This is a genomic window from Allobosea sp. AK1 (assembly GCF_006714945.1).
Lineage (GTDB): Bacteria > Pseudomonadota > Alphaproteobacteria > Rhizobiales > Beijerinckiaceae > Allobosea > Allobosea robiniae.
Genome location: NZ_VFMG01000001.1, coordinates 1,559,921 through 1,582,601 on the forward strand (window position 1 = coordinate 1,559,921; position 22,681 = coordinate 1,582,601).

Consider the following 22,681-nt stretch of genomic DNA (forward strand, 5'->3'; position numbering starts at 1 on the left):
ACCGATCATGCACGGAAGCACTGGCAGAACGAGCCAAATTTCTGTGTCGCCACGGGCAGATTTGGTGATTTCCGCTACGGTGCCGTAGCAAGGCGCCGGAAATCACCAATCATGCGCCTGGTCCGATTGCCGGCTACTTGTCGATCTGCGCGATGCGATCCAGTGCCGCGCCGAAGCCGCCCAGCGACACATTGAACGAGACCGGCTCGTTGTTCGAGAGGTTCAGCGCCGCGACCGTCAGCGCCTTGCCGGCCTTCATCGCGTCGGTCGCGACAGTCGGGAACGAGATCGGCAGCAGGCAGCCCTGCGCCAGGCAGGTCGAGAAGCGCAGGCCCTGGCCGAGGTCCTTGTCGTCGAGCCGCAGCACCGCGCCGTTCTCCAGCTTCATCCCGAACGGGAACAGGATCGTGCCCTCGGCGCGACCGTCCTTCGGTGCGCGCAATTCGATGGCGAAGACGCGCTGGCCGGTCTGACTGTTGCCCTGCGATTGCAGGAGCACGCAGAGCCGCTGCCCGTTGGCGATCCGGCAGTCGACGGTCCAGTCGCCATAGGTCTCGTTGATCGCGCTGGCGCCGTTGGGCAGCGTCGCTGCGCCAGCGGCCGGCTGGCTGACGCTCGGGGCGGCCGGAGCTTGCGCGACAGGTTGGGCCGGCTTCGCGGCGGGCTTGGAGGCCGGACGCGGCACAGGCCTTTGCGGGGCAGCAGCGGCTGGCCGCTGCGCCGGCTCTTCCTGCGCCCACAGGACGGGCGAGGCGAAGGAACCGATCGCGAGAACGGCAGCGAGGGAGGCGATCCCGAGAGAATGATGTTTCATGCCAGCACTGTCATATGAAGATGTCGCTCGCCCTATCGCAGAAACCCCTCCCGAGAGAAAGCACGAAAACGAGCGAACCGGCGAATAAGCGACCCAGAGCTTCAAATTTGAAAGAAGGATCACAATTGAATGATTTCAATCTGCAAGTATTCGCCCCTGCACAATCTTTTCGGGACTACCGGCTTCGTTCGCCCGCGTCGGCTCCTCGGGCCCCCGGCATCCGCACGCCCCTGCCCCCAACGCAGGTGAACCCCGCCGCCAGGCCGCTTGTGAGCCCTCCGCGCACCATGCCAGAAACTGGCACGGAATCGGGCCGGACGGCCCGCGCAGAAGGAGCCTTCCCATGAGCAACAGCAAGGATGTCTGGCGTCGGATCGACGACAAGGCCCCGGCTTATTTCGGGCTCTCCGACCGGATCTGGCACATGCCGGAGCTGAACTATCAGGAGGTCCGCTCGGCCGCCGAGCACGGCGCCATGCTGGAGAGCGAGGGCTTCCGCGTGACGACCGGCGTCGCAGGCCTGCCGACCGCGGTCGTTGGCGAAGCCGGCGAAGGCGGCCCGGTCATCGCGATCATGGGCGAGTTCGATGCCCTGCCGGGCCTGAGCCAGGAGGCCGGCAATGCGACCGAGACCCCGGTGGAAAAGGGCGGTAACGGCCATGGCTGCGGCCACAACATGCTGGGCTCGGCCTCGTTGCTCGCCGCCGCCGCGGTGAAGGATTATCTCGCCGCCAACGGCCTCAAGGGCCGCGTGCGCTATTACGGCTGCCCGGCGGAAGAAGGCGGCTCGGCCAAGGGCTTCATGGTGCGCGCCGGCGCCTTCGACGATGTCGATATCGCGCTCTGCTGGCACCCGGCCTCGTTCAACGGCGTCAACCGCGCCTTCTCGCTCGCCTGCGTCGAGATCGAGTTCACCTTCTCGGGCCGCGCCTCGCACGCCGCCGCGGCTCCGCATCTCGGCCGCTCGGCGCTCGATGCGGTCGAATTGATGCATATCGGCGTCAACTACATGCGCGAGCACATGCCTTCGACGGCGCGCGTGCATTACGCGATCATCAATGCCGGCGGCATCGCGCCGAACGTCGTGCAGGCCACGGCCACGACACGGCAACTCATCCGCGCCGCGACGCTCTCCGAAATGTGGGAGCTCGTCGTTCGCGTGAAGAAGATCGCCGAGGGCGCCGCCCTGATGAGCGAGACCACCGTCGCGATCAAGCAGCTCTCGGGCGATGCCAATCTCGTCGGCAACCGCCCGCTGGAAGAGACGATGCAGGCCAATCTGCTGGCGCTGGGCGGCCCCGGCTTCGACGCCGCCGACCATGCCTTCGCCGCCAAATTCCAGAAGACGCTCAGCCCGCAGGACATCGCCGCCGCCTATGGCCGCTTCGACCTGAAGCCGAAGGACGGCGAGGCGCTGAGCGACGAGATCTATCCGCTCGGCGCCGGCAACGACACCTCCGTCGGCTCGACCGATGTCGGCACGGTGAGCTGGGTCGTCCCGACGGTGCAGTGCCGCACCGCCTGCTACGCGATCGGCACGCCCGGCCATTCCTGGCAGCTCGTCGCGCAGGGCCTGGCACCGGCTGCGCATAAGGGCCTGGCGCTCGCCGCCAAGGCGATGGCCGGCGTCGCCTCGGACGTGCTGAACGACCCTGCGCTGCTCCAGGCAGCGAAGGACGAGTTCGCAGCCTTCCGCGCGAAGAACCCTTTCGCCAACCCGATCACGGATGATGTCGAGCCCCCGCTCGACATGGCCGCGCATTAAGCGGGTGGAGTAGAGGTAACACGCGCGTCATCCCGGATGCAGCGAAGCTGAGATCCGGGATCCATCGTAGAGCGCGGCGCCCTTCGATGGATCCCGGGTCAAACCCGGGATGACGGCTTGTTTCCGTGAAAATCTACGCGCGCTAGCCGCCCTGCGGCCCGGATAGCTCAACGCGTATCGTCGGGCGCGTCGCCTTGAATTCGGTGACGGCGGCCGAGGTGAGATCCGAAACCGAGTCGGATGCGTTCGACATCAATCGCAGGATGATCCGACCGAGCCGGTCGCGGGCCTCGCTTTCCAGCTCGGCATCGAGCCTGCTGTCATGCCCGATCGCGGCCCAGGCCCTGGCCTGGACGGCTTCTGCGACGAGCAATTCCTGGGAGTTCAGGACACCGGGAAAGCGGAAATTCGAGCTAGGCATGGGCGATTCAAACATGGCTGGGCAACGGATATAGGACGGCAGCGGTTCCCGGCAAGGCAGGGCTAAGATCCGGAGTCGGGTTGGCCGCCCTCTTCGCTTTGGAATGTCCTCGTGGCGAGTGCGCTACGGAGCCGGCTCCTTCGGTCGCGTAAACAATCAGTCCAAATTGGACAGATTGTCTAAATTTACCTTGACCTGCCTCTCGCCCGCCTTCACAGATGCCGTGAAAGCCCAGCCGCTCTGGCGGCAGTCGATAGGCCCCAAGGCGGGAGGCGCGCGTGAAGTTCGACATTTTCCAGATGGAGCGGAACCAGACGCTCTTCGAGAACGACGTCGAGATCAACCTGACCGAAAGCGGCGTCCATCCCTGGTCGATCGAGGACATCCTGGGCGAAGAGGCCGCGCGCGACCTGCTGAAGCAGCCTCTCGGCTATGGCTGGACCGATGGCCGGCCGGACCTGCGCGCCAACATCGCCTCCTGGTATCCCGGTGCGACCGCGGAGAACGTGCTCGTCACCAACGGCTCCTCCGAGGCGACGATGATCGCGCTGATGGCGCTGTTCGAGCCCGGCGACGCGCTGGTCTTCGCCCTGCCGAACTTCATGCAGATCGACGGGCTCGGCCGTGCGCTCGGCTTCGACATCCGCCGCCTGGAACTCTCTGGCGAGACCGACTGGCAGATCGATCCTGCCGACCTCGCGAAGGCCGCCGCTGGCGCCAAGGCGATCGCCGTGACCAACCCCGCCAATCCCACCGGCAGCGTCCTCTCGGCCGCCAGCCGCGCCGCCCTCGTCGAGGCCGCGAAGCGCAACGACGCCTGGCTGATGGTCGACGAGATCTATCGCGGCGGCGAGATCGACGGCGGCGAGACCGAGACGCTCTGGGGCAGCTATCCCAAGGTCGTCGTCACCTCGAGCCTGTCGAAATCCTTCGCCTGCCCTGGCCTGCGCCTCGGCTGGATCGTCGCGCCCGCCGAGGTCGTGGCATCGGCTGCCGAGCGGCAGGACTACACCACGATCGGCAGCGGCATTCTCAGCCAGATCCTTGCGGAAGAGGTGATGCGGCCGGAGACGCGCGGCCGCCTGCTCGCCCGCGGCCGCGATTTGCTGCGCAGCAATGCTGATCTCGTGGCGCAATGGATGGCGCAGCATAACGACTGGTCGTGGCGACGTCCGCAGGCCGGCGGCATGGCCTTCCTGCGCTATCCGCTCGACATGCCCTCCGAGACCTTCTCGCAGAAGCTGCGCGAGGAGGAGAGCGTCTTCGTCGTCGCCGGCAGCTGGTTCGGCATCGAGAACCACATCCGCATCGGCATCGGCGTCCCGACCGAGGTGCTGCGCGACGGGCTGGCGCGGATGGATCGGTTCCTGGCGCGGCACGAGGGCTGAGGCGCGCCCCGAAGGGCGGCGCTACGCGTCGCCCTCGCGCCCGATCCCCTCCAGAACGACCCGCGCGATCGCGATGTCCTGCACCGCGATCCCGGTGAGGTCGGCGATTGTGATGTCGTCGCTTGAACAGCGCGCTGCCACATCCCCAGCCAGCACCGCCCCAAGCTCGAGGCAATCGCCGGCGTCGATCAGCCCAACCGCCGCCGCGGCAGCGAATTCGCCATGGTCGAGGCTCTGCTCCAGCGAATCCGCGATCCTGACATCGGCGAGCGCGACCAGCGCCGTGTCCAGCTCCTGCTTGCCCGGGGCATCGGCTCCGAGCGCAGTGATATGCGTGCCCGGCCTGATCCAGTCGTCGCGGATGATCGGCGCCGCAGCCGGCGTCACGGTGATCAGCGCATCCGATTGCGCGCAAAGCGCTTCCAGCTCCGTGACCGGCTCGACGGCGATGCCCTCGCTTGCGAGGTCACGCCGCAGCGCCTCCAGCTTTTCCGGTGAGCGCCCCCAGACTGCGAAAAGCGGCTCGCGCTCGCGCAACAGATGCACGGCGGCGCGGATCTGGAAACGCGCCTGCGTGCCGGCGCCGACGATTCCGATCCGGCGCGCATCGGCCCGCATCCCGGCTCGCGTCGCGATGGCGCCGGCCAGCGCCGTCCTGAGATCGGTGAGCCATCCCTCGTCGCGCAGGATCGCGACGACCGCGCCGGTCTCCGCCGACAGCGCGATCATCATGCCGCTCGCCGTCGGCAGCCCCTTGGCGGGATTGTCATAGAACCCCGTCGCGATCTTCACCACGAAGATGGAATCCCCGGCGATATGGCCGAACTTGATATGGCAATCGCCATTATGCGCGGGAAAGCCGAGATAGCCGACCGGCGGCATCTGCACCTGTCCCGCTGCCGCCGCCTTGAACCCCTCCTCCAGCGCGATGAAGGCGCGGTCGAGATCGACGGCGGCCTCGATCTCCGCACGCGACAGGTCAAGCATCCGGGGTCTCGTTGGCCTGGTTGAGGTAGTTGTAGACGGTCGCGCGGGCGAGCTCGAGGATGCGCGAGATGTAAGCCGCGGCATTGCGCCCGCCGAAAGCCCCGTTGGCGGCAAGGTCCGCCACCAGCTCGCGCTTCTCGGCGCGGCTAAGGCTGGTCACGGCAAGGCCGCGGCTTTGCGTCCATTGCTGCACGAATTCGTTGATGCGTTCGTGCCAGTCTTCCTTGAACAGCGCCTGCGGCTTCTCGACGCCAGCCGGCACCGTCGCCAGTGCAGAGAGCGTCTGCATCAGCGCATGGAACTGCGAGACATCGACATTGATGCAGAGCACGCCGATCGCCTTGGCCCCGGACGAGAGCACGATGCTGATCGATTTCAGCCGCCGCCCGTCCCAGTTCACCTTCTCATAAGGGCCGATGATCGTCTCGTTGGGATCGAAGCCGATCTCGTCGAGCAGCGACGGCTCGCCGAGCACGCGCTGCGAGAAATTGCCCGCGATATGCACGACGCTCTGCGACCCCAGATCGTGCAGCACGACCTCGGCATGCGGCCGGAACAGCAGCGCCACCGCATCGCAGACCGGCAGATAGGGGGCAAGTTCCGGCGTCATACGCAAGCCTCTAGCGCGGCTGCGACTTGAGATAGTCGCTCAAGCGCTCAAGCCCGGCAGAGAGATGGTCGCCCGGCGCGCCGATGCCGATGCGGATATAGCCGTCCATCCCGTAGACATCGCCGGGCAGCAGCATGATGCCTCGCTCCTCGCGCAGACGGTGGACGAGCTCGGTCGAGTTCATCGAATGGCTGTACTTGATGAAGGCCATGCCGCCGGCCTTGGGCGACACGAAGGAGAAGAACTCGTCATTCGCCTTCACCCAATCGGTGAGCAGCGCGAGGTTCTCCCGCAGGATGGTCTTGCTCCGCTGCAGGATCTCGGCGCGCTTCGCCGGCTGGATGACGATGCGGGCGATATGCTCGCTCAGCGCGCTCGTCGTGATCGAGGTGTAGTCCTTGTTCTGCCAGGCGGTGTAGATGTCGGCGGCCGGTCCGACCAGCCAGCCGATGCGCAGGCCGGGCAGCGCCATCGCCTTGGAAAGCCCGCTGGTGATGATCGCCTTCTCGTAGAGGTCGGCGAAGCTGGGCGGCTCGTCGGTTTCGAGTTCGGCGCCCTTGTAGACCTCGTCGGCATGGAGATAGCAGCCCTGCGCCCGAGCGATCTCGACCAGCGCGTCCATCGTCTCGCGCGAGAGCAGGCTGCCAGTCGGGTTGTTCGGATTGCAGATCGTCATCAGCTTGGTGCGCGGCGTGATCGCCTGGCGGACCTCGTCGAGATCGGGCGTCCAGCCCAGTTCCTCGCGCAGCTTCACTTCCTTGACGGTGGCGCCGATCGCTTGCGCCCAGCCCCAGATCTGCAGGTAGTTCGGCACGAAGACGACGATCTCGTCGCCCGGCTCGATCAGCGACATCACCATCAGGAAATTGGCTTCGGCCGAGCCATTGGTGACGATCACCTCGTCCGAGGTCCGGTTGCGGTAGAGCTTGGCAATGTCCTCGCGCAGTTCGACCGCGCCGTTGGTCCAGCCATAGCCAAGCTCGACCTCCATCAGCTTGGCGCGCTGCTCGGCACTCAGCAATTCGTTCAGCGAATAGGGATGGACGCCGCTATCGGAGAGATTGAACTCGACAGTGTTCTCGTAGAGCGACTGGATCCGCTCCAGTGTGAATTCTTCGATCTTCATGCTGCCCATCCCGCATCGGCCGTTCCGCCGCATCTCCTCGCGAGTATGATGGGCATCATTTGGACGTCAAGGTCGATTTTGGAATTTACAGTCCAAATCGCGATTGCTATCCCTTGGCGACGACGTCGCAGCCGCCTCCCGGAGAGCCCATCATGTCCGACCAGAACCCCGGTGCCAACAAGATGTGGGGTGGCCGCTTCACCACCGCGCCGGCCGATGTGATGCGCAGGATCAATCCTTCGATCGGCTTCGACTACCGGCTCTACCGGCAGGACATCGCCGCGTCCAAGACCCATGCCGCGATGCTGGCTCGCCAGGGCATCATCGCCGGCGCCGACAACGAGCGCATCCAGGCCGGGCTCGACCAGATCCGTGGCGAGATCGATCGCGGCGAACTCCGGTTCAGCATCGATCTCGAGGACATCCACATGAATGTGGAAGCGCGCCTCAAGGAGATCATCGGCGAGCCGGCCGGGCGCCTGCACACAGCCCGCAGCCGCAATGACCAGGCCGTCACCGATGTCCGCCTCTGGATGCGCGACGCGATCGATGCTCTCGACGGCGCCATCCGCGAAATGCAGCAGGCGCTGATCGAGCGCGCCGGCGAGCATGCCGAGACGATCATGCCGGGCTTCACCCATATGCAGGTCGCCCAGCCCGTGACCTTCGGCCACCACCTGATGGCCTATGTCGAGATGTTCGGTCGCGACCGCGAGCGGCTGGCCGGCGCGCGCCAGCGCACCAATGTCTCGCCGCTCGGCGCCGCCGCGCTCGCCGGCACCGCCTTCCCGATCGACCGGCAGTTCACAGCGGCCGAGCTCGGCTTTGCCCGGCCGACCGAGAACTCGATGGATTCGGTCGGCGCGCGCGACCATATCTGCGAATTGCTGTTCTGCTGCTCGATGCTGGCGGTGCATCTTTCGCGCCTCAACGAGGAGATCACGCTCTGGTGCAGCGACGGCTTCCGCTTCATCGCGCTGTCGGACGCCTTCACCACCGGCTCCTCGATCATGCCGCAGAAGCGCAACCCGGACGCGGCCGAGCTGGTGCGCGGCAAGACCGGCCGCGTCGTCGGCTCGCTCACCGCCATGCTGGTGATGGTCAAGGGCCTGCCTATGACCTTCATGAAGGACATGCAGGAGGACAAGGAGCCGATGTTCGACGCGCTGGAGACGGTCGAGCTCTGCGTCGCCGCCACCACCGGCATGGTCCGCGACCTCACGGTGCGCCCCGAGGGCATGCGCGCCTTCCTCGACCGCGGCTTCCCGACTGCGACCGATCTCGCCGACTGGCTGGTGCGCGAGGCCGGCATCCCGTTCCGCGACGCCCATCACATCACCGCCCGCATCGTCGCGCTGGCCGAGGCGAAGGGCTGCACCTTGCAGGCGCTCGATCTCGACGCCATGCGCTCGGTCGATCCCCGCATCGGCGAAGCGGTCTTCGCAGTGCTGGCGCCGGAGCATTCCGTCCGCAGTCGCCGCAGCTATGGCGGCACCGCTCCCGACACGGTGCGCGAAGCCATTGGGCGCGCGAAGGAGCGTTGGCTTTCCGGCAAGCCGATCCAGGGCTGACCTTCCACCCTCGCGCCACGCAACCCGGCAGCCGCCGCCCCGCAAACTTTGCGGGAGCAAACCGGCCGCCTTTCTGGCTATGGATGACGGCATCGGTCGATTCGACCAGGCCTGAGGAAACAAACGTGGAGCCACGCAGCTCCGCGGCGGGGGAGCGATGATGGAACACGTCTGGTTGCGTGGGGTGGCCGAGCAATTCGGCATCGCTGGCGGGCTGCGGCAGCTCGGCGGCGAATACGACCTCAATTTCCGCGGCCGGACCAGCGAGGGCGACGTCATCGTCAAGGCGATGCGCCCGCAGGGCGAGCCCGCCCTCGTCGACCAGCAATGTGCCGCCATCAACCACGCTCTCGCCACCGATCCGACGCTGCCGCTGCCGCGCCTTCTCCCCGCTGGGGGCAACCGCTTCTGGCAGAACGTTCCGGATGCCCAGGGCCAGCAGCGCATGGTCTGGGTCCAGCGCGCCTTTACGGGCATCCCGATGGGCGAAGCGGGGCCGCAGCCGCCGGCCGTCCTCGCCGAACTCGGCGCGCTCACCGCGCGCCTCGATCTCGCGCTCCGCGATTTCAAGGTCACAGCCGCGCCGGACGCCGCGAAATGGGACCTGACCGAGGCCGGCTGGATCAAGCCGCATCTCGACGTGCTCGAAGGCGCGCGCCGCACGCTCGTGGCCGGGATCGTCGCGGCCTTCGAAGCGCTCAAGCCCGCGCTCGACAGGCTGCCGCGTCAGACCATCCATAACGATCTCAACGACTTCAACATCCTCGTTCAGCCGCGCCTCGGCGAGCCTGCCCGGATCAGCGGCCTGATCGATTTCGGCGACATGACCGATGGCCCGCGCGTCTGCGAGATCGCCATCGCCGCGGCCTATGCCATCCTCGACCACGAGACGCCCGAAGCGGCGCTTGCAGCCTTGGTCGCCGGCTATCATGACGTCTCAGCCCTCAGCGCCGAGGAGATCGGGCTGATCTGGCCGCTCGTCCGGATGCGCCTCGCCGTCAGCGTCGTGAACTCGACGATCGAAGCCAAGGGCCGCCCGAACGACCCCTATGTCACGATCTCGCAGGCTCCGGCCTGGCGGCTTCTCGAAAACCCCGCCATCGACGGCGAGTTGATGGGCGCGCGCCTGCGCAATGCCTGCGGCCTGCCCGTCACCGATGCCGCCGGCCGCATCGCGAGCTGGATCGCCGCGCAGCGCGGCAGCTTCGCGCCCGTGCTCGGTCGCGCCCTCGACGGCCTGCCGGTCGGTTCGCTCGGCATCGCCGAAGCCACGATCCCGCAGAACCCGTTCGAACTGCGCGCCGACGAGGCCCGTAATCTCGGCACCGGGCTCGGCATCACCCAGGAATGGTGGCTCGGCCAGTATGGGGAGCCGCGCCTAGTCTATACCGACAAGGCCTTCCGCAAGGGCCCCTGGCTCGCCTCCAACCGCCGCACCATCCATATGGCGGTCGATGTCTTCGGGCCGGCCGGCGAACCGGTCCGGGCGCCTCTCGCCAGCAAGGTTGCGCTTGCAGAGAACCGCAAAGGCCATCTCGACTATGGCGGCGTCGTCATCCTCGAACACCGCACGCCCGCGGGTGACATCTTCCACACCCTCTACGGCCATCTCGCCGCCGACGGCGCGGCCAAGCTGAAGCCAGGTCAGGAGATTGCGGCGGGAGAGGCTTTCGCCAAGCTCGGCCCGGCCGAGGAGAATGGTGGCTGGGAGCCGCATCTGCATTTCCAGCTCGCGCTGACGCTGGACGGCATGGGCCATGACTGGCCGGGCGTCGCCGATCCCGACGACTGGGCGCTCTGGCAGGCGATCTGCCCGAACCCCGCCGCCCTGCTCAACCTGCCCGACGAGACGGTCGCCTATCAGGCGATCGACGAGGCCGCGCTGCTCATCGAACGCAAGACCCGCTTCGGCGCCAACCTGAAGCTCAGCTACAAGAAGCCGGTCACCTTCCTGCGCGGCTGGCGCCACCATCTCTTCGACGCGATGGGCCGGCCCTATCTCGACGCCTATAACAACGTGCCGCATGTCGGCCACGCTCATCCGCGCATCCGCAAGGTGGCGATGGACCAGCTCGCGCGGATGAACTCCAACACGCGCTATCTCCACCCGGCGCCGATGGCGCTGGCCCAGCGCCTGACTGCCAAGCTGCCCAAGGAGCTGGAGGTCTGCTTCTTCGTCAATTCCGGCTCGGAAGCAAACGAGCTGGCCCTGCGCCTCGCCCGCGCGGCCAGCGGCGGCTACGATATCGTCACGCCCGATCACGGCTATCACGGCAATACCACCGGCGCGATCGACATCTCCGCCTACAAGTTCAACAAGCCGAACATGGGTGGCCGCAAGCCCTGGGTGCAGCTTGTCGACGTCGCCGACGATTATCGCGGCCGCTTCCGCCGCGACGACGCCGACCGGGCCCTCCACTACGCCCAGCAGGTCGACGGCGCGCTCGCGGCCATCGCGGAACGTGGCGGCAAGGTCGCCGGCTTCATCGCCGAGACCTTCCCGAGCGTCGGCGGCCAGATCATCCCGCCGCCCGGCTATCTCGCTGCGGTCTACGAGCGCATCCGCGCCGCCGGCGGCATCTGCATCGCCGACGAGGTCCAGACCGGACTGGGGCGCCTCGGTGACTATTATTTCGGCTTCGAACAGCAGGGCGTGCAGCCGGACATCGTCGTGCTCGGCAAGCCGCTCGGCAACGGCCACCCGATCGGCGCGCTCATCACCACCCGCGCCATCGCCGAGCGCTTCGCGGAAGGCCCGGAATATTTCTCCACCTTCGGCGGTTCGAACCTGTCCTGCCGCATCGCTGCCGAGGTGCTCGACATCGTCGAGGAGGAAGGGCTTTCGGCCAATGCCAAGGCGATGGGCGACAAGCTGCTCGCCGGCATGCGCGCGCTGATGGATGACTATCCTTGCGTCGGCGATGTGCGCGGCATCGGACTCTTCCTCGGGCTGGAGCTGGTCACGGACCGCGAGACACTGGAGCCCGCGACCGATGCGGCGGCCCATGTCATGAACCGGCTGCGCGAGATGCGCATCCTGGTCGGGCGCGAGGGACCCGCCGACAACATCCTCAAGATCCGCCCGCCGCTGACAGTCGGCGCCGACGATGTCGAGATGATCCTCGACAGGCTCAGGATCTGCCTGCGCGAGGTCGAGGCCGCGCGGTAACCTGCCACCGCCTCAAGCTCCTGTGCAGCGACAGCGCGCCGTGCCCTCAGTGGGCTCGGCGCGCTTCGAGGATCAGGCGCAGCAGGCGGCCGAAGGCGAAGCGGCTCACCTCCGTGCCCTTGATGTCGGTGTTGACGCGGTGGACGATGACGAGGTCCAGCGACGGAATGACAAGGCAGTTCTGCCCGCCGACGCCCTGCGCGCTGTAGCTGCCGGCCGGCAGCACGACGCCCGGAAAGCCCGCGCCGGAGCGCTCGGTCCACCACATATAGCCATAGCCGCCGCGCGGCCCGGCATCGGAGAGCGGCAGCACGCTGGTCGCGACCCAGTTGGCCGGCACGATCTGCTCGTTCTGCCAACGGCCCTGCCGCAGGAACATCAGGCCGAAGCGGGCGAGATCGCGCGTCGACATCCGGAACGGATAGGCGGGATGAACGGAGCAATCGTCCGGCTCCAGCCAGCCGTCGCGCCGCTCGCCATCGAGGCGGAAATCCTCCATGCCGAGCGGGCGGCCGATCCGCGCCAGGAAATCGTCATGGATGCCGGCACCGGTCAGCGCCGTGAAGATCGTACCGAGCGCGTTGAAATCCCAGTTGTTGTACAGCCAGAAGGTGCCGGGCGGCTGCGAATGGCGCTGCGGCTTGATCGACTTCATCCAGGGCGATTCATAGCCGGCCGGATGGAAGATGCCGGAGCGCGCCGTCAGCAGATCATAGATCGTCGCCGACTTCTCGAGGTCGCTGAGGCCCTCCTTGTCGTCGATGCCGAGATCGGCGAGCGTGCGCGACAGGTCGATCCGGCCGGCTTCCTCATGAATGCCGATCAGCGCGCTGAGGAAGCTCTTGCGGACGGAATGGCACTGGTAGCGATGAGCGAGGTCGCCACGGCTCGCCACCACGCGCCCGCCCTGCACGATCATCACTGTCGCCGTCGAAATGGTGTCGGCGAAGCGCCAGGCGCGGTCGAGCCCTTCGCGCGACCAGCCCGCCGTCTCCGGCGCGACGCTCTCCCAGCCATTCACCGGCCAACGCTCTGCACACAAGGCTTCGCCCGTCATCACTGCCTCATCCATCATCTGATCCTCCGTAGCCCGGTCGCTCACGCGATCGGGCGATAACCGACGCTCGCTTCGAGGAATTCGCGCGTATAGGGCTGATGCGCCCGGCCGGCCCGGACGTCCTCGGCGCTCATCTCTTCGAGGATGCGGCCCTCGCTCATCATCGCGACGCGTTCGCAGAGATGCGTCACCACCGCGAGATCGTGGCTGACCATCAGATAGGTCAGGTCGCGGTCGCGGCGGAGCTGCTTCAGCAGATTGAGAATTTCCGCCTGCACGGAGACGTCGAGCGCCGAAGTCGGCTCGTCCAGCAGCAGCAGTTCGGGCTCGATGATCAGCGCGCGGGCGATCGCGACGCGCTGGCGCTGCCCGCCCGAGAGTTCGTGCGGGAAGCGATAGCGGAAGGATGGCCCGAGACCGACGGCGGTCAGGATTTCGTCGATCCGCTCCTGCGGCCGGTCGAAGCCATGGATCCTCAGCGGCTCGGCCAGCACGTTCTGCACCATCTTGCGCGGATGCAGCGAGGAATATGGGTCCTGGAACACCATCTGCACACGCCGAAAGAAGGCCTTGTCGCGCTTATGCGGCACCTCGCGGTCTTGGAAGCTGATCGTACCGCCATAGTCGCTGTTCAGCCCGGCAAGCGCGCGCAGCACCGTCGACTTGCCGCAGCCGGATTCGCCGATCAGGCCGAAAGCCTCGCCATGTCCGAGCGTGAAGGAGACGTCGTCCACCGCCTTCAGCATCGAGGCGCCGCGGCCGAAGACGACCGAGAGCTGGTTGACCGTCAGCGCAGCCGGGCGATTCGCCGCCGGGGTCTGGTCAGTCACGCTCATCCTCGGCTCCCGCTCTGCAGCGTCGGTCCATCGAGCCAGGCCGGGTCGCGGCTCGGCACCTGCAGCATGTCCGCCTGCCGGTCGAGCCGCGGCAGGCTGTCGAGCAGCGCGCGGGTATAGGGATGGCGCGCATTGCGGAGTTCGCGTGCCGGGATGTCCTCCATGATCCGGCCGGCATACATCACCAGCACGCGGTCGCAGAAATCCGCCACGAGATTGAGGTCGTGGCTGATGAAGATCAGCCCGGCGCCGCGCCGCGTCACCAACTCGTCGAGGATGCTCAGCACCTGCCGCCGGATGGTGACGTCGAGCGCCGAGGTCGGCTCGTCAGCGATGATCAGGTCCGGTTCCGGGATCAGCATCATCGCGATCATGATGCGCTGGCCCATGCCGCCCGAGACCTCATGCGGGAAGAGCCTGAAGACACGCGCGGGGTCGCGGATCTTCACCGCCTCCAGCATCGCGAGCGCCCTGGCCTCGGCCTCCTTGCCGCCGACCTTGTGGTGCAGGCGGTAGGCCTCGGTGATCTGCTCGCCGACCCGCATCAGCGGGTTCAGCGAAAATTTCGGGTCCTGCAGGATCATCGAGATGCGGTTGCCGCGGATGCTCCGCATCTGGCGCTCGCTGGCTGCGAGCAGGTCGATCCCGTCGAAGGACAATTTCTTGGCGGCAATCGTCGCAGCCTTCGGCGTCAGCTTCAGGATCGTGCGCCCGGTCAGCGACTTGCCGGAGCCGGATTCACCGACGATGCCGACCTTCTCGCGGCCGACGCTGAAGGAGATGCCGCGCACCGCCTGCACCGAGCGATGCGCGCCCTTGAAGGTGACGGAGAGGTCCTCGACCTCGAGCAGCGGCTTATCCATGGCGCGGATCCAGGATGTCGCGCAGGCCGTCGCCGAACAGGTTGAAGGCCAGGCTGGTGATCAGGATGGCAAGGCCGGGAATGCCGGCGATCCAGCCATTGGTCAGGATGAACTCGCGACCGGACGCCAGCATCGCGCCCCATTCCGGGCTCGGCGGCTGCGCGCCCAGGCCCAGGAAGCCAAGACCTGCCGCCGTCAGGATGATCGACGCCATGCTGAGGGTAATGCGCACCACGACCGAAGGGATGCACATCGGCACGACATGGCCGAGGATGATCCTGAGCGGCGACGCACCCTGCAGCCGGACCGCCGCGATATAGTCGGACTTGCGGATCGACAGCGTCTCGGCCCGCGCCAGCCGCGCGATCGGCGGCCAGGCGGCGAGTGCGATCGCGATGATCGCATGGTCGATGCTGGGTCCCAGAGCCGCGACGAAGGCGAGCGCCAGCACCAGGCTCGGGAAGGCCAGGAAGATGTCGACGATCCGCATCAACACAGTGTCGACCCAGCCGCCGAGATAGCCGGAGGTCGTGCCGACGATCAGCCCGAGCGGCGCCGCGATCACCGCCGTCAGCATGGCGATGTAGAGCGTGATCCGCGCGCCGAAGACCAGCCGGCTGAAGATGTCACGGCCGAGCTCGTCGGTGCCGAACCAATGCGCGGCCGAAGGCCGCTGCAGGCGCTGCGTCAGGTCCTGCGCGTAGATGTCATGCGTCGCGACCAGCGGGGCGAACAGCGCCGTGAGCGCGATCAGGACGATGATGGCGAGGCCGAACAGGGCGGCAGGGTTGGCCCGCAGCCGCCACCATTTCAGCGACAATTGCTGCATCCGCGCCTGGAAGGGCGAGGCCGGGACGGGCGCCGCGAGCCAAGCCCGGAGGCCTCGCCCGTTGGCCTGGTCGATGGGTTGTGGTGCCATGGCCATGCCTCAGCGGGTTCGCGGGTCGAAGACCCGGTAAAGCAGGTCGCATAACAGGTTGAGCGTCACGAAGATGACGCCGACGAGCAGCGTGCAGCCGACGACCGCGTTCATGTCGCCGGCGAGAAGCGCGTTGGTCAGGTAGCGGCCGAAGCCCGGCCAGGCGAAGACCGTCTCGGTCAGCACCGCGCCTTCGAGCAGGAAGGCGTAGGAGAGCGCGACCACCGTCACCACCTGCACGGCGATGTTGCGGAAGGCATGGCCCCAGACGGTGCGCGCCCAGGACAGGCCTTTCACGCGCGCCGTCACGACATATTCCTGCCCGAGCTGCTCCATCATGAAGCTGCGGGTCATCCGGCTGATATAGGCGAGCGAGCTGAAGGCCAGGATCGAGGCCGGCAGGATGATGTGCGAGACGGCGTTGCCGAACATCTCCCAGTTGCCGGCGAGCAGGCTGTCGATCAGCAGGAAGCCGGTGACGGGTTCGAGGTCGAATTCGTAAGTGAAATCGATGCGGCCCGGCCCGCCGACCCAGCCCAGCGTCGCGTAGAACAGCACGAGCCCCATCAGGCCGAGCCAGAAATTCGGCGCGGAATAGCCGATCAGCCCGACGACGCGGACGATCTGGTCCACCAGCGATCCCCGATACATCGCCGAGAGCACGCCGAGCGGGATGCCGAGGCTGGTACCGATCACGATCGCCACGCTTGCGAGCTCGATTGTCGCCGGGAAGACGCGGGCGATGTCCGCCATCACCGGCTTGCCTGTGGTCAGCGCCATCCCGAAATCGAGATGCAGCACGCCCCAGATATAGCGGCCAAACTGGACATAGAGCGGCTGATCGAGACCGAGCTGCTTGTACATCGCCTGATAGGCTTCCTGGGTCACGTTGTCGCCGAGCACGGCGACGACGGGATCGAGCGGCAACAGGCGGCCGATGAAGAAGGTCAACGCCGCCAGCCCGAGCAGGGTGACGGCGAAGGAGACGAGCGTTCGACCGGAGGCCTTGAGCCAGGACGGAAGAATGGTCCGCCCTGGATCGGAGCTCAGGCCGGGCGCCGCAGCGGCGGTCCGGGACATCGCGATGGCCTTACTTGGCCGTACGCTCGTAATAGGTCCGGAAGCCGTTCCAGGTCCACGACTTCAGGTCCTTGCGCACGCCGGCGACGCTGTTCATCTGGAACATGAAGGCCATCGGTCCCTTGGCCATCACCTCTTTCTGGATCGTCGCATAGAGCGCGTCGCGCTTGGCCGGGTCGGGTTCGAGCAGGGCCGCGTCGATCTGCTTGTTGAGATCAAGGTCCTGATAGGCGGAGCGCCAGCTCGGATACTGGGTCTGCTTCGCTTCGAGCCGGTTGTCCGGGTTGAAGACGAGGCGCGAGGCATTGCCATGCGCGTCCGGCACGCCGGTCTGCCAGGCCAGCATCGCCGACTGGTACTCGCGCCCGCGCACCTTGCTGAAGAGCTGGGCATTGGCCATGCGCTCGAGCGAGAGCTTGACGCCGACCTTGGCCGCGTTCTGCTGGACGCTCTGGGCGATCGGGTTCGCATGCGGCAGCGTGCCGAAGAGCACGCTCGCCTCGAAGCCGTTGGGATAGCCGGCCTCGGTCAGCAATTGCTTGGCCTTGTCGAGATCGAGCTTGAAGGGCTGCCCCTCCTTCTCGTCGAGGGCGCCGACCGCGCCGAGCTGGGCGAAGCTGGCGCGCGGCACGCCGAGATAGGTCATCACCGTCTTGCCGAGGCCCTCGTAGTCGATCAGGTAGCGCATCGCGAGGCGCACCTTCTCCTTGGAGAACGGACCGTCCGCGACGTTGAAGCCCCAGTAGAACAATTGCGGCCTGAGGACCTTGATGATCGAGACGTCCTTTGAGCCTTCGAGGTCCTTCAGGTCTTCCGGCGTCAGGTCGCGCGCCACGTCGACATCGCCCTGGCTGAGCAGCAGGCGCTGGGTGCCGGGCTCGGCGACATGGCGGATCAGGATGCGCTTGAGACCGGGCGCCGTGCCCCAATACCCCTCGTTCGCCTCCAGCACGATCGATTCGCCGGCATTCCAGCGTGTCAGCTTGTAGGGACCGACGCAGGCCGTGCGCGTCGCCAGGTACTTGTTGCCGAGATCAGCGCCCTGCTGGTTCGCCATCAGGGTCTTCTTGTCCATCACCATGGAGACCCGGTTGGCGGCGATCGCCTGCAGCACCAGCGTCGTCGGATAGGGCTTGTCCAGCTTGAGCGTGAGCGTGTCGTTACCCGCGACGATGGTCTGCTCGACATTGTCCTTGGTGAAGCCGTACTCGGTCAGCGTCGCGGCATTGCCGAAGTTGAGCTTGACGACGCGGTGCATCGACCAGGCGACGTCCTCGGCCGTGACCGGATTGCCGGAGGGGAACTTCGCGCCCTTGCGCAGGTGGAAGGTGATCTCCTTGCGGTCCGGCGAGACATCCCAGCGCTCGGCGAAGCCCGGCACGACCTTGCGCTCGTCGGCCGGGTCGAAATCGACCAGCGTATCGCAGGTGTTCTGCAGGATCTCGTTGGTGACGACCTCGCCGACCTGGGCGGGATCGAAGGTGCTGATCGCGTCGACGTTCCAGGCCATCACGAGCGCGTTCTTCGGCGTCGCGGCGACGGCCGCTCCCGCGCCGGCGCAGAGGGCGGCGGCCGCAGCAGCCGAGAGGAGCTTGCGCCCGGCAAGGCGGCGCCTCGTTCCGGTCTCGTCGTTTCGGTCGGCCATGATCTCGATCCCGCTCTTTGGTTGTTGTTCGATTGGACGCGTCGTCGGCGGAAGCAGCATTGGTGCCGCCCACGCGATTCCGGCTCAGGCGGCCACCGGCCGCGGCTTGATCGGCGGCTTCACCTCCGCCGGGATCGGGCAGACATAAGGCGTCTGCGTCACCCGTTCCTGATGGTCCTTCTTGGCCCGCGCCAGCAGCGTCTCGTCGCTGATCACGTCGATCGCCGTCGCCGCCATGATCTTGGCGGCATGGACCATGCCCTTGTGGGCGGCCGGCGCCTTGCCCTGTGCCGTGATCTGCCAAGAATGACCGGGTGTGCCGATCGCATGGGTCGCGACCCTAGCCTGGATGGTCGGCACCTTCCAGCTGACATCGGCGACATCGGTCGAGCCGATCATCGGCACGCCGCGCGTGCCCTGCGGCACGACGAAATCGCAGAGTGGCGTGTTCTCGCGCGGCGCGATGCCGGTCTTGCGATAGTCGTTGAGGATGTCGGCCGGGCCGAGCGTCGCCTGGATCTTGGCCGCATAGGCCTTGTCGGCCGCATCGAAGGGCACGGGGCCGAGCCGGTCGATGTTCTTGAACATCGCATCTTCCAGCGGCGTGTTGCCGAGCATGTTGGAGACCGCGCTCATGATCGAGATCGAGACCGTGGTCTCGGTCATCAAAGCGGCGCCCTCCGCGATCTTCTTCACGCGCTCGTTGAGCTCCAGCATCCCGGCGAGGTCGCGCGCCCGGATGGCGTAGCGCACCTTGGCCGAAGCCTGGACGACGTTCGGCGCGATGCCGCCGGCATCGAGATAGGCATAGTGGATGCGCGCATCGGACGGCGCATGCTCGCGCATGTAGTTGACGCCGACATTCATGAGTTCCACCGCATCGAGCGCCGAGCGGCCGAGATGCGGCGCCGCGGCGGCGTGCGAGGCGCGGCCGGTGAACTGGAAATCCATCCGGGTATTGGCCAGCGACAAGGCATCGTCGACCTTGGTCATCGAGGCCGGATGCCAGGAGATCGCGACATCGACATCGTCGAAGGCGCCGGCGCGCACCATGAAGGCCTTGGCCGCGCCGCCCTCTTCCGCCGGGCAGCCGAAATAGCGCACGCGTCCGGGCCGGCCGGTCTTGGCAAGCCAGTCCTTCACCGCGGTCGCCGCCAGCAGCGCGGCCGAACCCAGCATGTTGTGGCCGCAGCCATGGCCGTGGCCGCCGGCCTCGACCGGCTTCGGCTCGGCGATATTGGCTTCCTGGCTCAGGCCCGGCAGCGCGTCGTACTCGCCGAGGATGGCGATGACCGGGCCGCCCTCGCCCGCCTCGCCCATCACCGCGGTCGGGATGCCCGCGACGTTCTCGGTGATGCGGAAGCCCTGCTCCTTCAGCATGGCGATATGCTCGGCGACAGAGCCATATTCGGTATAAGCGATCTCGGGCATGCCCCAGACGCGATCGCTCAGCGCCTCGAAGGGCTGCCGCTTGGCGTCGACCAGCTCCCAGATGATCTCGGAATTCTGCATGGCTTGCGTCCTTTCAGATGCCGGGGGCGCTCAGAGATGCTCTCGCAGGAAACGGGCCACCCCGCCGAAGACGGTGCGCCGGTTCTCGATCCGGGCGAAGCCATGGCCCTCATGCGGGATGCGCACATACTCGACCGGACGGCCGAGCCCGCGCAGCACCGAGTAGACCATCTCGCTCTCGCCCGGCGGCACGCGCGGATCGTCGAAACCCTGCGCGATGAAAAGCGGCACGCGGATCTGGTCGAGCTTGTGGATCGGCGAGAAGCGGATCAGGTTTTCGCGGTCGACGACCGGATCGCCGTATTCCACCGCGCGCAGATAGCGCCGCCACGGCCCGGTCGTCTCCAGCAGCGTCAGGAAATTGGCGATGCCGTAGAACTCGATCCCGACCTTCCAGAGTTCGGGCTGCTCGGTCAGCGCCGCCAGCACCATGAAGCCGCCATAGGAGCGGCCATAGACGGCGACGCGGTCATCGTTCACGTCGGATTGCTCGCGCAGCCAGAGCCTGACCGCCTTGAGATCGGCGACGCTGTCCATGCGCAGATGCTTGTCGTCGAGATGGTGATAGCTGCGGCCATAGCCGGTCGAGCCACGCACGTTCGGCGCGATCACCATGATGCCCTGGCTCAGGAAGAACTGCAGATCGGCCCGGAAGATCGGCGTCCACTGCGCCTCCGGCCCGCCATGGACCACGACGACGGCCGGGTAGCCGCCCTCGGGCGCCTTGCCGCGCGGCCGGTAGACGAAGAACGGCACTTCGAGCCCGTCGAAGCTCTTGGTGCTCGCGACTGTCGGCTCGACGAAACCGGCCGGATCGAGTCCGGCCTTCGAGGCATCGGTCAGGCGCTTGACCTGCTTCGTCGCGATATCGAAGCGCCAGATATCCGGCGACGACGTCGAGCCATCAAGCGGGAAGACGAGCCCCGAACCATCCGGCAGCCAGGCGACGGAGCCGACCGAGCCAGCCGGAAAACCTTCGACCTCGAACTCGGCCCCACCGGCGATCTCGCGCACGAAGATGCGGTTCCAGCCGCGGTCATTGGCAACATAGGCGAGGCGGTTCTGGTCCGGCGCCAGCGCCACCGCCTCGACATCCTGCCCGTCGCGATCGACGATCCAGTCCAGCGTGCCGTCAGTCGCCGAGCGGAAGGCGACGCTGAGAAACTCGCGCCCCTGGTCGGTAATGGTGAAGAAGCCGCTGCCATCCTTCTTCATCCGGTTGGCGGCATAACGGGCGCGGCCCTCATGCGGCAGCAAGGCCTCGCGCGCCCCGCTTTCGAGATCGAGCCGGAACAGATCCTGGTCGTTCATCGCATGGGTGGCATCAGTGACCAGGAGAGAGCGTCCATCCGGGAAGAACGCGACCGCCTCGCGATAGCCGCTGCCCTCGAACACGCGCCGCGCCGCCCGCGTCGCCATGTCCATCACGTAGATGTCCATATGCTCGCGGTCGCGTGCGTTCGAGGCGAAGGCGATGCGCTGCCCGTCCGGTGCCCAGCAGCCCCAGACATGCACCACGGTCGGATCGTCGGTCAGCGGCTGCGGCACGCCCGAGGCACCCGGCACGAGCCAGAGCTGATGGCGTTCGTCGCCGCCGCAATCCATCGTGAACAGCAGGTCGCGGCTCTTCGGGTTGAAGGCGATCGCGCCGACCGGCTCCGGCATGTCGGTCAGGCGCCAGGGCGCCCCGCCGGCGAGCGGCCGAAGCCAGATCTGATGCGTGCCGCTCTCGTCGCTGAGATAGGCGAGGAGCTCGCCATCCGGCGCGACGGCCGGGCTCTTGGCACTGCGGATTTCGAGATAGGGCTCGATGCCCAGGCGGATCTGGCCGGCGGCTTCGTACATGGTCGTTCCTTCAGGCCGCGAGGGCCAGCATCGAATCGCGCAGGCGGTCGGTCGCGTCGCGCAGCGCCAGCGACAGGGCCGGCGCACTCGGCGTCGCCGCGTGGTTGGCTTCGGTGACGATGGTGAAGCGAGCCTCGGGCCAGGCCGTCTTCAGGCGCCAGGCCGTGCACATCGGCGTCACGATGTCGTAGCGGCCCTGCACGATCTCGGCGGGCAGATGCCGGATGCGCGAGACGTCGCGCAGCAACTGGCCGGGCTGGAGGAAGGCGCCGTTGACGCAGTAATGCGTGAAGATGCGGGCGAGCGCCAGCGCGGCATCCGGCTCGGTCAGGGCCGCGACATGCTCGGCATCGGGCAGGAAGGTCTGGGTCTTCCCGGAGAAGGTGCGCAAGGCGACCGCAGCCGCCAGCTGCTGCTCGCGATCGGGACCGGTCAGCCGCCGGTAGTAGGCGCCGAGCAAATCGTCCCGCTCCGCTTCCGGCACGAAACTGGCGAAGGTCTCCCAATGATCGGGGAAGATCGTGCGCGAGCCGTGGAACCACCAGTCGATCTCGGCGCGCTCGGCCATGAAGATGCCGTGCAGGCGGAAGCCGAGGCAGCGCTCGGGATGGGCCTGCCCATAGGCGAGGCCGAGGCAACTGCCCCAGGAACCGCCGGTGACGAGCCAGCGCTCGATGCCGAGATGCTCCCGAATCCGTTCGAGATCGGCGATCAGCGCCTGCGTGGTATTGCCCGCGAGCTCCGCCAGAGGGCTGGAGCGCCCCGCCCCGCGCTGGTCGAAGGTCACGATCCGGAAGGCGGACGGGTCGAAGGTCTTGCGCTGCGCCGGCTTGGTGCCACCGCCGGGTCCGCCATGCAGGAACACCACGGGGATGCCATCGGGATTGCCGCTGAGATCGACATGGAGTTCATGTCCGTCACCGACCGGCAGGCGCAAGGACCGATACGGCTCGACCGCCTCGTAGAGGGTGCTGTAATCGTCTGGCACGTCGGGCTCCGTCGAACCGGAGCGCCGCAACGCTCCCCTGATCCGGCGAGGATGGCACGTGCGAACAGCCGCTGGCCAATGCATT

The 22,681-nt window shown here is 67.0% G+C and carries 18 protein-coding genes and 1 pseudogene; 4 read left to right on the forward strand and 15 right to left on the reverse strand.

Annotated features, from left to right (window positions below):
* Nucleotides 1-133: 133 nt before the first annotated feature.
* Entirely contained in the window at nt 134-814 is a 681-nt protein-coding gene (locus tag FHT98_RS07895; protein WP_142113532.1) for an invasion associated locus B family protein, read from the reverse strand.
* 343 nt (nt 815-1,157) lie between these two features.
* Between FHT98_RS07895 and FHT98_RS07900 the strand changes: the two genes are divergently transcribed.
* The gene (locus FHT98_RS07900; RefSeq protein WP_142113534.1) at nt 1,158-2,579 is read left to right on the forward strand and encodes an amidohydrolase; all 1,422 of its coding nucleotides are present in this window, start codon (nt 1,158-1,160) and stop codon (nt 2,577-2,579) included.
* Between the two features lie 142 nt (nt 2,580-2,721).
* Here the strand turns inward: FHT98_RS07900 and FHT98_RS07905 are convergent, their stop codons facing one another.
* The gene (locus FHT98_RS07905) at nt 2,722-3,000 is read right to left on the reverse strand and encodes a hypothetical protein (protein ID WP_139163509.1); all 279 of its coding nucleotides are present in this window, start codon (nt 2,998-3,000) and stop codon (nt 2,722-2,724) included.
* Nucleotides 3,001-3,278: 278 nt separating this feature from the next.
* On the opposite strand from FHT98_RS07905, the gene FHT98_RS07910 reads away from it, so the two are divergent.
* Nucleotides 3,279-4,388, forward strand: coding sequence for an aminotransferase class I/II-fold pyridoxal phosphate-dependent enzyme (locus tag FHT98_RS07910; RefSeq protein ID WP_142113536.1), 1,110 nt, complete (start codon nt 3,279-3,281; stop codon nt 4,386-4,388).
* A 21-nt stretch (nt 4,389-4,409) separates the two neighbouring features.
* On the opposite strand, the gene FHT98_RS07915 is transcribed toward FHT98_RS07910, so the two are convergent.
* From FHT98_RS07915 to FHT98_RS07925, 3 genes are read right to left on the reverse strand one after another with little or no spacing between them, the layout of a single operon-like run.
* Nucleotides 4,410-5,375 carry a Rossmann-fold NAD(P)-binding domain-containing protein gene (locus FHT98_RS07915; RefSeq protein WP_185745100.1) on the reverse strand — a complete coding sequence of 322 codons (966 nt, stop codon included), beginning with the start codon at nt 5,373-5,375 and terminating at the stop codon, nt 4,410-4,412.
* Nucleotides 5,368-5,985, reverse strand: a complete 618-nt coding sequence (locus FHT98_RS07920) for a helix-turn-helix transcriptional regulator (RefSeq protein WP_142113540.1) — start codon at nt 5,983-5,985, stop codon at nt 5,368-5,370. The genes FHT98_RS07915 and FHT98_RS07920 overlap by 8 nt, the downstream gene beginning before the upstream one ends.
* Nucleotides 5,986-5,995: 10 nt before the next feature.
* Nucleotides 5,996-7,111 (reverse strand): aminotransferase class I/II-fold pyridoxal phosphate-dependent enzyme, encoded by a 1,116-nt coding sequence (locus tag FHT98_RS07925; protein WP_142113542.1) that lies wholly within the window; start codon nt 7,109-7,111, stop codon nt 5,996-5,998.
* A 152-nt stretch (nt 7,112-7,263) separates the two neighbouring features.
* Here FHT98_RS07925 and argH point away from each other — a divergent pair, with 152 nt between their 5' ends.
* Nucleotides 7,264-8,682 carry an argininosuccinate lyase gene (argH, locus tag FHT98_RS07930; protein ID WP_248309167.1) on the forward strand — a complete coding sequence of 473 codons (1,419 nt, stop codon included), beginning with the start codon at nt 7,264-7,266 and terminating at the stop codon, nt 8,680-8,682.
* Nucleotides 8,683-8,842: 160 nt separating this feature from the next.
* The gene (locus FHT98_RS07935; protein WP_142113544.1) at nt 8,843-11,851 is read left to right on the forward strand and encodes an aminotransferase class III-fold pyridoxal phosphate-dependent enzyme; all 3,009 of its coding nucleotides are present in this window, start codon (nt 8,843-8,845) and stop codon (nt 11,849-11,851) included.
* A 46-nt stretch (nt 11,852-11,897) separates the two neighbouring features.
* Here the strand turns inward: FHT98_RS07935 and FHT98_RS07940 are convergent, their stop codons facing one another.
* The 10 genes and pseudogenes from FHT98_RS07940 to pip all read right to left on the reverse strand — a co-directional run bounded on the left by FHT98_RS07940 (nt 11,898) and on the right by pip (nt 22,596).
* Entirely contained in the window at nt 11,898-12,926 is a 1,029-nt protein-coding gene (locus FHT98_RS07940; protein ID WP_248309168.1) for a serine hydrolase domain-containing protein, read from the reverse strand.
* 23 nt (nt 12,927-12,949) lie between these two features.
* Nucleotides 12,950-13,744, reverse strand: coding sequence for an ABC transporter ATP-binding protein (locus tag FHT98_RS07945; RefSeq protein WP_142113546.1), 795 nt, complete (start codon nt 13,742-13,744; stop codon nt 12,950-12,952).
* Complete coding sequence (locus FHT98_RS26795) at nt 13,741-13,926, reverse strand: ABC transporter ATP-binding protein (RefSeq protein WP_465246929.1); 186 nt, start codon at nt 13,924-13,926, stop codon at nt 13,741-13,743. The genes FHT98_RS07945 and FHT98_RS26795 overlap by 4 nt, the downstream gene beginning before the upstream one ends.
* 144 nt (nt 13,927-14,070) lie before the next feature.
* A pseudogene (locus tag FHT98_RS26800) lies at nt 14,071-14,529 on the reverse strand (ATP-binding cassette domain-containing protein); the annotation flags it as partial.
* A gap of 70 nt (nt 14,530-14,599) precedes the next feature.
* Nucleotides 14,600-15,526 (reverse strand): ABC transporter permease, encoded by a 927-nt coding sequence (locus tag FHT98_RS07955; protein ID WP_061970522.1) that lies wholly within the window; start codon nt 15,524-15,526, stop codon nt 14,600-14,602.
* A gap of 9 nt (nt 15,527-15,535) precedes the next feature.
* Nucleotides 15,536-16,606, reverse strand: a complete 1,071-nt coding sequence (locus FHT98_RS07960; RefSeq protein WP_142113550.1) for an ABC transporter permease — start codon at nt 16,604-16,606, stop codon at nt 15,536-15,538.
* Nucleotides 16,607-16,616: 10 nt separating this feature from the next.
* Complete coding sequence (locus tag FHT98_RS07965) at nt 16,617-18,251, reverse strand: ABC transporter substrate-binding protein (protein WP_142113552.1); 1,635 nt, start codon at nt 18,249-18,251, stop codon at nt 16,617-16,619.
* An 84-nt stretch (nt 18,252-18,335) separates the two neighbouring features.
* Entirely contained in the window at nt 18,336-19,763 is a 1,428-nt protein-coding gene (locus FHT98_RS07970) for a M20 family metallopeptidase (RefSeq protein WP_142113554.1), read from the reverse strand.
* 30 nt (nt 19,764-19,793) lie between these two features.
* Nucleotides 19,794-21,608: a S9 family peptidase gene (locus tag FHT98_RS07975; protein ID WP_142113556.1), complete on the reverse strand. Its 1,815-nt coding sequence runs from the start codon at nt 21,606-21,608 to the stop codon at nt 19,794-19,796.
* A 10-nt stretch (nt 21,609-21,618) separates the two neighbouring features.
* Nucleotides 21,619-22,596 (reverse strand): prolyl aminopeptidase, encoded by a 978-nt coding sequence (pip, locus tag FHT98_RS07980; protein ID WP_248309169.1) that lies wholly within the window; start codon nt 22,594-22,596, stop codon nt 21,619-21,621.
* Nucleotides 22,597-22,681 lie beyond the last annotated feature (85 nt).